17 protein-coding genes and 1 pseudogene are annotated in these 14376 nt (G+C 35.5%); 15 read left to right on the top strand and 3 right to left on the bottom strand.

Features of this window, described 5'->3' with window-relative positions:
- Positions 1 to 196 precede the first annotated feature (196 nt).
- The 3 genes from I6L50_RS00585 to I6L50_RS00575 all read left to right on the top strand — a co-directional run bounded on the left by I6L50_RS00585 (position 197) and on the right by I6L50_RS00575 (position 3659).
- Positions 197 to 757, top strand: coding sequence for a nitroreductase family protein (locus tag I6L50_RS00585; RefSeq protein WP_113936752.1), 561 nt, complete (start codon positions 197 to 199; stop codon positions 755 to 757).
- A 117-nt stretch (positions 758 to 874) separates the two neighbouring features.
- Positions 875 to 2290, top strand: a complete 1416-nt coding sequence (gene spoVR, locus I6L50_RS00580; RefSeq protein ID WP_113936751.1) for a stage V sporulation protein SpoVR — start codon at positions 875 to 877, stop codon at positions 2288 to 2290.
- Between the two features lie 106 nt (positions 2291 to 2396).
- Complete coding sequence (locus tag I6L50_RS00575; protein ID WP_219299968.1) at positions 2397 to 3659, top strand: neutral/alkaline non-lysosomal ceramidase N-terminal domain-containing protein; 1263 nt, start codon at positions 2397 to 2399, stop codon at positions 3657 to 3659.
- 128 nt (positions 3660 to 3787) lie between these two features.
- On the opposite strand, the gene I6L50_RS00570 is transcribed toward I6L50_RS00575, so the two are convergent.
- Complete coding sequence (locus tag I6L50_RS00570) at positions 3788 to 4261, bottom strand: MarR family winged helix-turn-helix transcriptional regulator (protein WP_002087475.1); 474 nt, start codon at positions 4259 to 4261, stop codon at positions 3788 to 3790.
- 154 nt (positions 4262 to 4415) lie between these two features.
- On the opposite strand from I6L50_RS00570, the gene I6L50_RS00565 reads away from it, so the two are divergent.
- From I6L50_RS00565 to I6L50_RS00515, 11 genes and pseudogenes are all read left to right on the top strand, one after another.
- Positions 4416 to 5000, top strand: coding sequence for a DUF3238 domain-containing protein (locus tag I6L50_RS00565; RefSeq protein WP_219299966.1), 585 nt, complete (start codon positions 4416 to 4418; stop codon positions 4998 to 5000).
- A 136-nt stretch (positions 5001 to 5136) separates the two neighbouring features.
- Entirely contained in the window at positions 5137 to 5721 is a 585-nt protein-coding gene (locus tag I6L50_RS00560; protein WP_219299964.1) for a DUF3238 domain-containing protein, read from the top strand.
- 351 nt (positions 5722 to 6072) lie between these two features.
- Positions 6073 to 6535: pseudogene (locus tag I6L50_RS00555) on the top strand (DUF2606 family protein); the annotation flags it as partial.
- Positions 6532 to 6921, top strand: coding sequence for a DUF2606 family protein (locus I6L50_RS00550; RefSeq protein ID WP_242310274.1), 390 nt, complete (start codon positions 6532 to 6534; stop codon positions 6919 to 6921). The pseudogene I6L50_RS00555 and the gene I6L50_RS00550, both read left to right, overlap by 4 nt.
- 170 nt (positions 6922 to 7091) lie before the next feature.
- Positions 7092 to 7355 carry a metal-sensitive transcriptional regulator gene (locus tag I6L50_RS00545; RefSeq protein ID WP_000456201.1) on the top strand — a complete coding sequence of 88 codons (264 nt, stop codon included), beginning with the start codon at positions 7092 to 7094 and terminating at the stop codon, positions 7353 to 7355.
- Positions 7356 to 7443: 88 nt separating this feature from the next.
- Complete coding sequence (locus I6L50_RS00540) at positions 7444 to 8004, top strand: sulfurtransferase TusA family protein (RefSeq protein WP_219299962.1); 561 nt, start codon at positions 7444 to 7446, stop codon at positions 8002 to 8004.
- Between the two features lie 37 nt (positions 8005 to 8041).
- Entirely contained in the window at positions 8042 to 9178 is a 1137-nt protein-coding gene (locus tag I6L50_RS00535) for an MBL fold metallo-hydrolase (protein ID WP_215587306.1), read from the top strand.
- A 21-nt stretch (positions 9179 to 9199) separates the two neighbouring features.
- Complete coding sequence (locus I6L50_RS00530; protein WP_002134528.1) at positions 9200 to 9430, top strand: sulfurtransferase TusA family protein; 231 nt, start codon at positions 9200 to 9202, stop codon at positions 9428 to 9430.
- A gap of 38 nt (positions 9431 to 9468) precedes the next feature.
- Complete coding sequence (locus tag I6L50_RS00525; protein WP_113936744.1) at positions 9469 to 9828, top strand: rhodanese-like domain-containing protein; 360 nt, start codon at positions 9469 to 9471, stop codon at positions 9826 to 9828.
- Positions 9829 to 9917: 89 nt separating this feature from the next.
- The gene (locus tag I6L50_RS00520) at positions 9918 to 10397 is read left to right on the top strand and encodes a DsrE/DsrF/DrsH-like family protein (RefSeq protein WP_219299959.1); all 480 of its coding nucleotides are present in this window, start codon (positions 9918 to 9920) and stop codon (positions 10395 to 10397) included.
- 33 nt (positions 10398 to 10430) lie between these two features.
- The gene (locus I6L50_RS00515; protein WP_219299957.1) at positions 10431 to 11204 is read left to right on the top strand and encodes a sulfite exporter TauE/SafE family protein; all 774 of its coding nucleotides are present in this window, start codon (positions 10431 to 10433) and stop codon (positions 11202 to 11204) included.
- A gap of 34 nt (positions 11205 to 11238) precedes the next feature.
- Here I6L50_RS00515 and I6L50_RS00510 read toward each other — a convergent pair whose 3' ends face one another.
- Positions 11239 to 11679 (bottom strand): hypothetical protein, encoded by a 441-nt coding sequence (locus I6L50_RS00510; protein WP_002029912.1) that lies wholly within the window; start codon positions 11677 to 11679, stop codon positions 11239 to 11241.
- 149 nt (positions 11680 to 11828) lie between these two features.
- A complete protein-coding gene (locus I6L50_RS00505) occupies positions 11829 to 13031 on the bottom strand; it encodes an LCP family protein (RefSeq protein WP_219299955.1) in 1203 nt (400 codons plus the stop codon).
- A gap of 314 nt (positions 13032 to 13345) precedes the next feature.
- Here I6L50_RS00505 and I6L50_RS00500 point away from each other — a divergent pair, with 314 nt between their 5' ends.
- Positions 13346 to 14344, top strand: coding sequence for a YhdH/YhfP family quinone oxidoreductase (locus I6L50_RS00500; protein ID WP_219299953.1), 999 nt, complete (start codon positions 13346 to 13348; stop codon positions 14342 to 14344).
- The last annotated feature ends 32 nt before the right edge of the window (positions 14345 to 14376 follow it).

Below are 14376 nucleotides of genomic sequence, written 5' to 3'. Positions count from 1 at the left end.
ACACATATCATTTCCATAAAATGTGAAAAACTTGTGAACAAGTTAAGTTTTTTTATTCACAGTATAAAAAGAAGTTTTTCATGGTTTTCCAACATAAAACATTGATTAATAGTGAAAAACTAGGTTATAATCGAAATTGAAAATCAATATCAATAAAAAACTTATACATATAGATAAAAATAAGGGAGAGAAAAATATGACTACATATACTTCCATCGCAAACGTTATTAAAGAAAGACGTTCTGTTCGTACATTTACAGATAAAGCAGTAGAAAAAGAGCTATTAATTGAACTATTAAACGACGCAACATGGGCACCGAATCATAAACACCGTGAACCATGGAATTGTAAATTATACATTGGAGAAGGCCGTCAGAAATTAGTAGACGCAGTATTAAACTCTTTCACAGAAGAAGAAAGAGCGAAACGCGGCAAGATTTTATCTGATCGTTTCTTAAGCACACCTGCACAAATCGTTGTTTACATTAATGAAGATCCGCGTCAAATTCAACGTGACGAAGATTACGCTGCAACATGTGCATTTATGCAAAACTTCCAATTACTTGCTTGGGAACGCGGCTTAGGGTGCGTTTGGAAATCAGGTGGATTAAACTACAATCCACTATTTATAGAAGGAATCGGTTTAACAAGAGGTCAACGCGTCATTGGAATTCTTCATATCGGCTATTTCGATAAAGCACCAGAAGGAAAAGCTCGTACGCCGATTACGGAGAAGATGGAGATTATTGAAGGTTAATTAGAAAGAGGCATTCTCGTTTTTTAAGAGGGTGTCTTTTTATTATGCAATCAATCCTCATGAAAGCTTGTTCCTCATCATACACTTTCTTAAGGGAAAGTGTAAGGAGGGAAAATAATGAGAGCAAGTGAAGATAAAGCGCTGCAATATGCGATTGCGGAAATTACGGAAATTGCGACTGGATTTGGGCTTGATTTTTATCCGATGCGTTATGAAGTATGTCCAGCGGAAATTATTTATACATTTGGTGCATATGGGATGCCGACGAGGTTTTCACATTGGAGTTTTGGAAAGCAATTTTTCAGAATGAAATTACAATACGATTTAGGACTTAGTAAAATTTATGAACTCGTTATTAACTCTGATCCATGTTACGCCTTTTTATTAGATACGAATTCTTTAATTCAAAATAAACTAATCGTGGCGCACGTTTTAGCGCACTGTGACTTCTTCAAAAATAATGTTCGTTTTTCTAATACGAAACGTGATATGGTGGAGAGCATGTCAGCAACAGCTGAACGTGTAAAAGCATATGAGCATAAGTACGGAAAAGAAGAGGTAGAAACGTTCTTGGATGCAGTACTTGCCATTCAAGAACATATTGACCCGTCACTTATGCGCCCGAAACTTGCATGGAGTATTGAAGATTTAGAAGAGGATGTAGAAAAGAAAAAGATATCACAGTACGATGATTTATGGAATTTAGATGATCGAAACAAAAAGAGAGAACGACCTAATATGCATAAAAAGAAGAAAATCCCTCCGCAACCAGAAAAAGATTTACTACTCTTTATTGAAGAATACAGCCGTGAGCTAGAAGAGTGGCAGCGCGACATATTAACGATGATGCGCGAGGAAATGTTATATTTCTGGCCACAGCTTGAAACGAAGATCATGAATGAAGGCTGGGCTTCGTACTGGCATCAACGTATACTTCGTGAAATGGACTTAACATCTGGTGAAGCAATTGAATTTGCGAAATTAAATGCAGGTGTCGTACAGCCATCAAAAACAAGCATTAATCCATACTACCTCGGTATTAAAATGTTTGAAGATATTGAAGAACGCTATAACAACCCGACAGAAGAAATGAAGCGGCGCGGTGTGAAGCCAGGTTCTGGTCGTGAGAAAATGTTTGAAGTACGAGAAATTGAATGGGACGTATCGTTCCTAAGAAACTACTTAAATAAAGAACTCGTAATGAGAGAAGATATGTACTTATTCCAGCGCCAAGGTAAAGAATATAAAGTAATTGATAAAGAGTGGGAACATGTACGCGATCAACTCGTAAATATGCGCACAAATGGAGGTTTCCCGTACTTAGTAGTAGAAGATGGAGACTACTTAAAGAATGGGGAATTGTACATTAAACATAGCTATGAAGGAATTGAGTTAGATTTAAAATACTTAGAAAAAGTATTACCGTATCTTCATCAGCTATGGGGAAGAACAGTGCATATGGAGTCGATGGTGGAGAGTAAGGGTGTTGTATTTTCTTATGATGGGAAGATGGTGCATCGGAAGTATGTGTGATGAAAAGAACGGACATAGAATTTCTTGTCCGTTCTTTTTATTTTGAAAATGGTAAATATGCTATTCTTGAAGAGAGGGATTTACATAGAGAAATGGAGCGATTCAAATGAGCAAAGTAGGGGTATGTAAGGTGGATATTACACCACCCTTAGGTATTGATTTTATCGGATATCATAGAGATACAGGAATTAATAATATTGAAGAGCGTATTTACGGGACGGTCTTTGTGTTTGAAAAAGATGAAATGAAGACTGCGTTTATAAGCATTGATAATATCGGGATGTTAGTAGAAGATACGAATATTATTCGTGAACGAGTAGCGAGTGAGCTTCATATACCAGTTGAGCGAATAACAGTTGTTTATACACATACACACTCTGGTCCGGAAACGGTTGGTAATCATCCTTTAATAAAGTCGTATAAAACGATTTTACTAAATAATGTAGTGCAAGGTGCTGTTATTGCAAATACCAACATGACGCCATGTGAAGTTGGGTGGGATGTTACGACAGGTGATATTGGAGTAAACCGAAGAGAGAGGACACCTGATGGAAAAGCAAAGATGGGCATAAATATAGAGGGTATTGTAGATAAACGAATTGGTGTTTTAGCAATGAGAAATGCTGAGTCAAAGGAGTTAGCTGGGGTCATTGTATTTTGTACTGCTCATCCGAATGTTTTAAAAGGGGATAGCGATGTATTATCAGCAGATTATCCTGGAATGACGAGAGGGATTCTGGAGAAAATAGTAAACTGTCCTGTTATTATTGTTCAAGGTGCCACTGGAAATGTGAATGCGAAGTATCGCGGTTCAAGAGAAGCAGTAAAGCAAATGGCTTACACACTTAGTGGACATGTATTAACGATGTTGCCAACAGTTACATATAGCCCAATTGTAAATCTAAGAACTATTTCGAGTACGATGCAAATGAAATTAAAGGATATTCCAGAAATTGAAGAGATAAAAAGAATGGCCCAATTAGCTGAGAAGCAGTGGGGTGTGAATACTGAAGAATGGCTTACTATCGTTTTAGAAAAGCATAGGAGAAACATTCAGCAAGTAAGTATTGATTTAGAAATTCAATTGTTTCAAATTAATGATGGGATATTCTCTGGAATACCGATGGAACCTTTTTCAGAAACCGCTTTAGAAATGAAAGAGAGTGTCCAAAATGAACTAGCTTTCTTTGGTGGCTATACGAATGGATATATTGGTTACTTACCGACAAAAGAGGAGTATGCATATGGTGGGTATGAGGTGGAATTAAATCCTGTTGTGTATGGGCCGGTTACAAATTTGTTGATGCCGCCAGAGGCGAATACGGCAGAGTTGATCGTGCAGAGAGTTACGGAATTATATAATGTATAAAATATGGGTATCCCATATATTTAAAACAAAATTTAAAGGAATCAATGATTTTAATAAAGCTGTAAAAAACGAATCCATTTTGAAAAAGAATAATCAAAGTGGATTCGTTTTTTATATGGAGTTTTTGTTTACCAAACAGGTCGTATGCTCGATGATAATTTTCCTGTATTTTCTTTAGTAACGAATGTTGTTAAATCCTCTTTAAGCATTTGCATTCGTTCTGCACCTATGTTTGCAATCCATCGTTGTTCTATTTCAGCTACTATTTCTTCTTTTGCTTTCATTACTGCTAAACCACGCTCGGTTAAAACAATAATTTTACCTCTTTTATCAGTAGGATGCGTTTGGCGCGTGACATAACCACTGTTCTCAAGAGAATCTACCATTTTACTTATGGCTTGTTTTGAAACCCCTAAATATTCAGCTAGTTCTATACCGGTTGCTCCATTAGGAAGGATACGTTTGAACATAAAACCGTGTGCGGGCCTAATATCTTCAAATCCCAATTCACTTAATTTGTCGTGTAGTTCAGTAATTAATGTACTGAAGGATAGTGATAAAAGTGAAGTAAGATCTAGTTCGTTAAGTGTTTGATGAGTCATGTATATAACCTCCTTGCTTATAGTCAATTGAATTGACTATAAGTAGAATCTATTGTTCTATTACTATTATATAGTCAATCAAATTGACTATATAATAGTAATAGAACAAATAATGATTTATCTAAATAAAATCAATGAATTATGGAGGTTTCACATGGTTAATATCGTTAAAATTAGAGGGAGTGTATTTGCACCGTATGCTTTGCTGAAACCTATTCAGGATCCTGCGACGGGAAGAGTGTTTGAATATGCCGGAGATGCACGTGAATTTACACCATACGCTGTGAACACAAAGCGTTCAAGATTAGAACAAGAAGTGGTTGTTGATTTTTATAAAAGAGAAATTTTCACATATGCAGATGCTTGTATCGTTACTGTGAAAATTACAAATCCAGATGACTCAATTGAGTATCAAAAAGGAGAAACAAGTACAGAAAACATTGCATGTACAAATATTGTATGGAGTGAAGATGAAGTTTCATTTGAAATGAGAGCAAGTGCAAGTAATCCGTTAAACGCGGCAGCACCTGCAGCTGATTATTTTTTGACTATACGAGTTAATGAAAGTGGTACTGTGCATGTTGAAGGTTTACATGATGGTTTTCCTTGCTATGAATTTTATAAACAAATCGACTTTGGTTCATTTGAATTAATATATACACATGATTTCAGAAAAACGGATGATACCCCAGCAGCACTAGCTGGAGAAATGGAATATAGCTTTAAAACGAAAATCTAGATATAAATATAGCGCTATTTTTTAGAAGGAAGTAGCAAACGTAAAAGAGAAAGCTATTGGTTCTAGGATTGAAATTGTGGTCTATTTTATTCAATAGCATGCAGTATATAAAATTAGAATTATAGGGGTGTTTCTTATGACGAATATCGTTAAAATAAGAGCCAGTGTATTTATTCCAATGTCTTGGACAGAACCGCGGAAGGATGCACAAACAGGGAAAGTAATCCAGTTTGAAGGTGATTCACGTGAATTTACACCACATGCGGTAAATACTATGCGCTCTAGAGTTGAGCAAGAGGTAGTAGTGGACTTTTATAAAGAAGAAGTGTTTTCATATGCAAACACGGGTATTACGACAGAGAAGGTCACAAATCCAGATGGTTCTGTGAATAAAAGAACAGGAAAAGCGAGTACTGAAAATATTGTGTGTACGGATATTTCATGGAATTCTGATGGTGTGCAATTCAAAATGAGTGCAAGCGCTAGTAATCCGTTAAATGTGTATGCCCCTCCTGTGGACTATTTATTAACTGTATGTGTGAACAAGGATGGTAGTATCGATATTCAAGGAGAACATGATGGATTCCCTTGTTTCGAATTTTATAAGCAAGTAGATTTCGGTTCATTTGAACAAATTTATACACATGATTTTAGAGAAACTGGTGATACACCTAAAGCGTTAGGTGGAGAAATGGATTATAGTTTTACAAAGAGGTTATAGGAAGTATGACAATGGAACGATGGATTAATTCATTCGTAGATGAAATGAATTGTTTGTAGTAGATTTATTACATTAGTCATATTATCCCCGCTGATTATTAACCATCACCAATTGGGCATTTACGGGAAGTTGATCTCCCACCTAACTCCTTTTCTTTACAGCCGAATCCTTGGAAGAACTAAGTTTCTTTAACTCAAAGTAAAGAATGTAAATAATTTTATCGTTTTGTTAAGTCAATGTAATTAATAATGATAATCATTATTAATTACATTGACTTCTAAGAAAAGAAAAATTAGAATTTATAAAGGGATCCTCAATTATTTACTATCATTTTATATTAGGAGGTAAGTTATATTGTATAGCTTTATTTCTATAAGAGGTAGGTTGTTTCTTTGTGGTCTTGGTGTTCTACTTGTCTTTTTTGGAATAGTATTTGTGATGAATCAGAAGGTATATGCAGAAGATGTACCTTGGACATCAGTTTCGAATGAGGGAGAAAGAGCACTTTTTCAAGAACAATCTTTGTATAGTAATGATCTAAGAGGAGAAGATCTTATTTCGCCTTCGTTTGAAGGGCGTAAACATGGTAGGGAAGATTGGGGGATATTTATTGGAAAACACTAAGTTAAATTATTCATCTAATATTCTTACCTATTCTGTTATAGGAATAAATGATCGAATGAGGGTCAATGATACAACTTCATATCCGTATAGCGCTATAGTCCATGTAGCAACTCAGTATACTAATGGAGAAATTTATGGGTGTACAGGAGCACTAATTAATAAAGATACAGTGCTTACAGCTGGACGATGTTTTTAATAATATTAAAAAATGGTCTGAATAAATATAGTAAGTCTATTGGGATTTTGTTTTGTATATTGGTCATAATCTTGATGTCTAATTGTATAGCAAATGATGAGAGAAATGCTAGCAAGGTTGGTAATCCTATAACTTTCTATGTTCACAATAAAGAGAAACAACCAATGAAAGATTTTGAAATTATGCTTATAAAAGATGAATCACCTGGGCCTAGCAAAGAAATCGTAATTTCGATAGGGAAAACTAATCAAGAAGGAAAATTCATTTGGAAGACTCCAAGAAAAGGGAAGTATATAATTTTACTGCCGAATAATGAGAAAAAAGCGATTGTGATTAATGATAGAAATGTAGCTGAATTAATAACGATTAACGTAAATTAATGAGAATAGACCGAAACCCATCATATGGTTGATTCGGTCTATTTTATATGATTAGAAAGTATTATAGGCTTAAAATTAAAAGCTTTACAATATACCCTTAAGGGTATATGATATTATACAAAGTTACAAAGTAATGTATAATATAGTTATAATTACGGAGGTGGTCTACAGTGGAATATAATCAAGATATGAAAAATAGATTGAAACGTATTGAAGGTCAAGTTCGTGGTGTGCTTCGCATGATGGAAGAGGGAAAAGATTGCCGAGATGTTATTACACAGTTAACTGCATCCCGTTCTGCACTTGATCGTACAATTGGACTCGTTGTTGGAACAAATTTAGAGCAATGTTTACGTGAGCAGTTTGAGACAGGTAATGGCTCAAATGAAGAGTTAATTAAAGAAGCTGTTCAATTACTTGTAAAAAGCAGATAATCTGTCAAACGTATGTGTTGACAGATTTTCAAAAACATTTTATTATACCCCTACAGGTATATGTATAATAACTAGGGAGGAAATGATTATGAGTATAAAAGTTGATATGAATTTAGACTGTAAAGGCTTGGCTTGCCCGATGCCAATTGTGAAGACAAAAAAGGAGATGGAAGGGTTGGCATCAGGGCAAGTTATTGAAATAGAGGCGACAGATAAAGGTTCTACGCTAGATATTCAAAGTTGGTCAAATAAAGTAGGGCATCAATATATTGGAACGAAACAAGAGGGAGATATATTAAAGCATTATGTAAGAAAAGCACACGAACATGAAGTAAATGAAGTTGTGAAGTATCCTCATACAATTACGAATGCGGAATTGCAAGATCTATTATTAAGTGGTGAAGAGTGTACTGTATTAGATGTTCGTGAAGAAGCGGAATTTTCCTTTGGTCATATTCCATCTGCTATTTCGGTTCCATTAGGTGAATTAGATAGTGCTATGTTAGACAGTGCGAAACCAATTTATGTTGTTTGCCGAACTGGTAACCGTAGTGATATAGCGTGCCAAATGTTGAAAGAGAAAGGTTATTCAAATGTGAAAAATGTCATTCCAGGTATGTTAGAGTGGCAAGGAAATGTGGAGAAATAATTTTTTTAAACAAAAATATACCTACGGGGGTACTTAAATGAACGTTAAGATGTTACAAGTAAAAGATGTCGCCGAGAAAGTTTTATTAGGAGAGTTGTTTATTTTAGATGTTCGTAACGAGACGGATTATGAAGATTGGAAAATTGAAGGGAAACAAATCACTTCTATAAATAAACCGTATTTTGACTTATTAGATGGTGTAGATCATATTGTAGATGAATTGCCGAGGGAGAAAGAAATTTTAGTCGTATGTGCGAAAGAGGGCTCTTCTCAGTTTGTCGCAGAGCAATTGTTAGATGCCGGATTCAATGATGTTTATTATTTAGCTGGTGGGATGAAAGCTTGGAGTGAATATGTAAAGCCGTTAAAAGTAGGAGATGTACAGGGCGGAGGAAGTATATATCAATTTAACCGTCTTGGAAAAGGCTGCTTATCTTATATGGTTGTTTCAAATGGTGAAGCAGCAGTCATTGATGCGGTGAGAACGATTGAGGCGTACGTAGATTTTGCAAAAGAGCACGGAGCTACTATTACTAACGTAATGGATACACATCTACATGCAGATCATATTTCAGGTGGCCGTAAATTAGCTGAAAAAGTAGGCGGTACGTATTGGTTACCTCCAAAAGATGCGGGGGAAGTTGTTTTCTCTTACGAACCGCTAATAGAAGGTACTGTTATTACGGTAGGGGGTACCCTAATTAATATTGATGCACTATACTCACCAGGGCATACGATTGGAAGTACATCATTTATTATCGATGAGACTTATTTATTATCAGGTGATATTTTATTTGTAGATTCAATCGGGCGTCCAGATCTTGCTGGGAAGGCGGAAGACTGGGTGGGCGATTTACGAAATACTTTATATACACGTTATAAGGAACTGTCTCAAGATTTAATTGTTTTACCAGCTCATTATTCAAAAATAAGTGAAATGGACGACAGAGGCATTGTGAGTGCGCATTTACAAGATTTATTTAAGGAGAATGTAGGGTTAAATATTGTTGATGAGGGAGAGTTTCGTAAAACTGTGACAGAGAACTTACCGCCTCAGCCGAATGCTTATGAAGAAATTCGTCAAACGAATATGGGTAAGATTTATCCGAGTGTGGAAGAAGAGCGTGAAATGGAGATTGGCCCAAATCGTTGTGCAGTTCATGATTCATTATAAAATAACAAACTGGAGGAATAGATGATGAATGTAAAACAAGTATTAGATGCGAAAGGTTTAGCATGTCCAATGCCGATTGTAAGAACGAAGAGAGCGATGGATGCTTTACAATCTGGAGAAGTGTTAGAAGTACATGTAACGGATAAAGGATCAGTAAAAGATATTCCAGCATGGTCAAAAACAGGCGGTCATGAAATAGTAAAGCATAATATAGAAGACGATGTGCTGAAGTTTTGGATTAAGAAGGCGTAGTGAAGAACTAGTTTTGTAAAGGCGGAGAGGTTGTTTATATGAATACAATATTAAGTACGCTCTTCATTGTAATTGCTGCATGGCTTGTTATTTCACGTTTTTTACCGGTGAAAGGTGTTCAAAATATAAATGGAAAAGAATTAAAGAGTATATTGGGGAAAAAGGGAAAACAATTTATCGATGTTCGTACAGTTGGAGAATATAGAGGAAATCATATGAAAGGATTTCAGAATATCCCACTAAATGAGTTAGCTAGTAAAGTAAATCAGTTAGATAAAAATAAGGAAGTAATTGTTATTTGTCAGAGTGGGATGAGAAGTAAGCAAGCAGCAAAAGTATTAAAGAAATTAGGATTTCAGCGCATTATAAATGTTTCAGGCGGTATGAACGTTTTGTAAGGGGAAAAGTAGCATTAGGTGTAGCTAGATAATTTGAGCCTTTTTACAAATTTTAAAATACCCCTATAGGTAATTAGGAGGAGAACAACATGGAACAACAGAAGAAAACAACAATCGTTTTATTTAGCGGAGATTATGATAAAGCAATGGCTGCTTATATTATTGCAAATGGTTCAGCGGCGTACGATCATGAAGTGACTATTTTTCATACTTTCTGGGGTTTAAATGCTCTTAGGAAAGATGAGCATGTGAAAGTAAAGAAAACATTTATAGAGAAAGTGTTTGGAAAAATGATGCCGCGCGGCGCTGATAAGATGGGATTATCAAAAATGAATTTTGCTGGTATGGGGCCAAAAATGATTAAAGGTATTATGAAAAAACATAATGCGATGCCTTTACCAGATTTAATCGATTTGGCGAAAGGACAGGGAATTAAACTTGTAGCTTGTCAAATGACAGTAGATTTATTAGGGTTAAAAGAGGAAGAGATTATGGATGGGATAGAGTTTGCAGGAGTAGGAGCTTATTTAGCAGATGCTTCGGATGGGAATGTAAACTTATTCATTTAATTCACCTTCTTTTTAGAAGGGAGGGGATGTAAGATGAGCTTAGTCGTATTACTTTTTATAATTGGGTTTATAGGATCGTTTATATCAGGAATGGTTGGAATTGGCGGTGCAATTATTAATTATCCGATGATCTTATACATTCCGGTATTGCTAGGATTTGCTGGATATACATCACATGAAGTGAGTGGTATTACAGCGATTCAAGTATTCTTTGCAACTTTTGCAGGCGCGTGGGCGTATAGGAAAAGTAACGATATGGATAAAACTTTAGTTGTGTATATGGGAGCTAGTATATTAATAGGAAGCTTTGTAGGTAGCTTTAGTGCGAATCTATTAAATGAGCATGCTGTAAATGTTGTTTATACAATATTAGCTACTATCGCGGCTATTATGATGTTTATACCGAAGCGAAGCGATCGTAAGGGATCAGAGGGAATTATGTACAATAAGTGGCTCGCTAGTTTACTAGCGTTTATTGTAGGAAGTGTTTCCGGCATTATTGGGGCTGGTGGTGCATTTCTTTTAGTACCGATTATGCTAGTTGTTTTAAAACTACCGATACGTACAACAATAGCAACATCTATCGCTATTACTTTTATTTCCTCGATAGGAATTACTACTGGGAAAGTGATTACTGGACAAATAGTTGTTATTCCGGCTCTTATCGTTGCGATAGCAAGTTTATTTGCCGCTCCTCTTGGAGTGAGAGTAGGGAAGAGAGTGAATCAAAAAGTTTTGCAATACGTATTGTCTATTTTAATTGTAGGAACTGCGATAAAGATGTGGATCGATATGATATTGAAGTAAAAGGATGGTGCTGCTTGCAGCCCATCCTTTTATTTTATGCCCAAATAACTTTCATTAAGTTCTTATATTCATCGTTTGCCAGTTTATATAGCATTCTCGTATGTTCAAAGACAAGTGCGGGATTAAAGTTTGGTTCTGAGAATGCAAGAGATGTTGAAATATCAATTGCATTTTGTTTGTTTAGCGTGAATTTTGCAAATCGATAAGATGTGTTTAATTCATTGATGACATGTAAAATATCATTTGTTGATGTTGAATCAGGTACAAGAGCAACATTGAAGCAGTATATATCCACAGCAGGATGTTCGCTTTGGAAAGCAGCGATAAGTTGAATTTTTGCGCCAGCTTCTGTTTCTAATCCTACTGAAAAATGTACCGAACCATCATTTTCATCTATATTTTCTTCCATGTATATATCGTTTGATTTTAAGTACTCTTTAAAATCTGAAATGTTATGTTTTACTGCAGCTTTCATATGTGTGAGCCCCCTGATAATTGGAATAGATTACTATTATTTATTATAATTTAAAAATATTAAAAAAGATAGTTGGAAAGTTCTGATTTTTTTGTTTTGAGAGCATTAAAAAGAAGCAGTGCTCTACCTCCATAGAGCACTGCTTCACTTTATTCATTGTTATTAGACGATGTTTCTGTATCTTCACTGTTATTCTTATTTTGAGTTTTATCGTTACTTGATTCGCGTTCACTCGTATTTTCAGACGTAGATTCTTTTGTTTTCTCTGAGCTTGTTTTTTTCGAATCAGAATCAGATTTTGTATAGGCAGGTAGTCCAAGGTGACTACGAAGTTCGTTTGTAACATTAGCTAATTCTTTTTTATCTGGATTGTAGTAGTAAGTTCGGCCACCACCAGCTGACTTACTACATGTATCATCACCTTTTGCCATGTAACAATCTTCACCTTGAAGTTGTAATTTCTCAATTTCCGAATCCGATCCATATTTATAGAATGAAAGCATGTCATCGAATGTTAAGTTTGTAACGAATTGTCCGTTAATATCATCAATGATGTTTCCGACTTTTGTTACAGACCCAGCGCTTGTTAGTTTCTTTAAAATTGCTTCAATAACAAGTTGCTGACGTTGTCCACGCATTGCATCACTATCAATGTGCCTTGTTCTGGCAAGAGCAAGAGCTTCTTCACTATTTAATTTTTGAACACCTTTTTTTAGGTGAATTGCATCGGCGTTATCATTACTATCTTGTTCAGTAAACTCAACTGGTACGTCAACTTCAATGCCGCCTAAATCATCAACGATTTTCATGAATGATTTAAAGTTGAATTTTACAAAGTAATCGACGGGAACATTCATTAATTTTTCAACTGCATCAATACTAGCTTGTGGTCCACCATCTTTTCCGTTTTTGGTAGCACCGAATGCATGAGCGTGTGTAATTTTATCTTTTTTCTTTTCTACTGGAATATAAGTATATGTGTCACGTGGAATACTTAATAGCTTTACAGTTTTGCTATCTTTATTAAACGTTGCAAGTAATAGTGCATCCGTTCTTATAGCTTCACCATATTCTTTTCCGCGGACATCGCTTTCATCAACGCCCATTATTAAGACAGAGACGTTATTTGTAATAGGTTTTACAGCTTTAGCGCGTAAATCAGACTTATCACCGCGTGCTAAATCGTGAGCGGCGTTTCGAACAGCAGAAGATGCTTTATTTACTAAAAACCATGTATAACCGCCACCTATTATTAAAACTAATAGAATAACGCTTATAATAATTTTTGCTTTTTTCTTACTATTTTTCGGTTTACTTCGTGTATTTTCTTGTAAAGATGGGTTTTGCTCCATTTCTTGTACTCCTTCATTTGGATTGAAATACGACACTCATATCCACTTATTATAATGAAATTTAGCGAAAAAAAACATTACAAATCATTTACATTTCGTAAAAATTCAATTTATTTATAAAAAGTTAGATTTTCTATATTTTATTTTAAAGATGTAGAACAAGTATAATGTGTTTTAGTAGAAATGAAAATATGTAATGTGAGAAAGTGATAGAGAAGTAAGATTTGTTGAAATATAGCCAAGAAGATGTGATTAGCTGTATATGTACTTCTTATATAATAAAGAAAGATTTTACGGATGAAGGAGAGAGCGTAATGAATCATACATCATTCCGAGCAATGGTCGTGAAAGAAAAGGAAAATAATCAATTTGAAAGAACCTTTGTTGAGAGAGAAGTAAATAGTTTACCTGAAGGAGACGTAGTAATACGTGTTCATTATTCTTCATTAAATTATAAAGATGCCCTTTCAGCTACTGGTAATAAAGGTGTAACGAGAACATACCCTCATACACCAGGTATCGATGCAGCGGGAGAGGTAGTTAGTAGTGAAAATAACGCCTTTCAGGAAGGCGATCAAGTTATTGTAACTGGATATGATTTAGGTATGAATACTTCTGGTGGTTTCGGAGAATATATTCGCGTGCCATCATCTTGGGTTGTGCCTTTACCAAAAGAAATGTCTTTGAAGGAAAGTATGATGTACGGGACAGCCGGTTTTACAGCTGCCTTATCGGTATATAAGCTCATTAGAGCGGGAATTACGCCTAGTATGGGAGATGTTTTAGTAACGGGTGCTACGGGCGGAGTAGGCAGTGTAGCAGTGAGCATTTTAGCGAAGCTAGGATATAACGTAGTAGGATCAACTGGGAAAAAGGAAGAGGAACAGATGCTGCTACGTTTAGGTGCAAAAAAGATGATTCATCGCGCGGAGTTGAGTGATGAATCAGGAAGACCGATGCTTAAAGGAATATACGCTGGGGTTGTCGATACTGTAGGCGGGAACATGTTAGAAAGTTCTTTAAAGGTAGTTAAGTATGGAGGCTGTGTAACAACGTGTGGTAATGTAGCAGGGCATGAATTAAATACAACTGTATACCCATTCATATTACGAGGGATTAGCCTTTTAGGAATAGATTCAGTTCAATGTCCAGTAGATGTGAGAAGAGACGTGTGGGCATTGCTAGCAGGTGAGTGGAAAAATTCAGAGCTATTATCTTATACAGAAGAATGTACATTAAAAGAATTAGATGAGAAGTTTGCACTTATACTGCAAGGAAAGTTAAAAGGAAGGACGGTTGTAAAGATGAAATGAAAAAAGAGACGCTTAAATTAGCGTCTCTTTCC

The organism is Bacillus sp. FDAARGOS_1420 (genome assembly GCF_019344915.1).
Taxonomy (GTDB): Bacteria; Bacillota; Bacilli; order Bacillales; family Bacillaceae_G; genus Bacillus_A; species Bacillus_A mycoides.
This window is presented reverse-complemented; position numbering and strand designations above follow the sequence as displayed.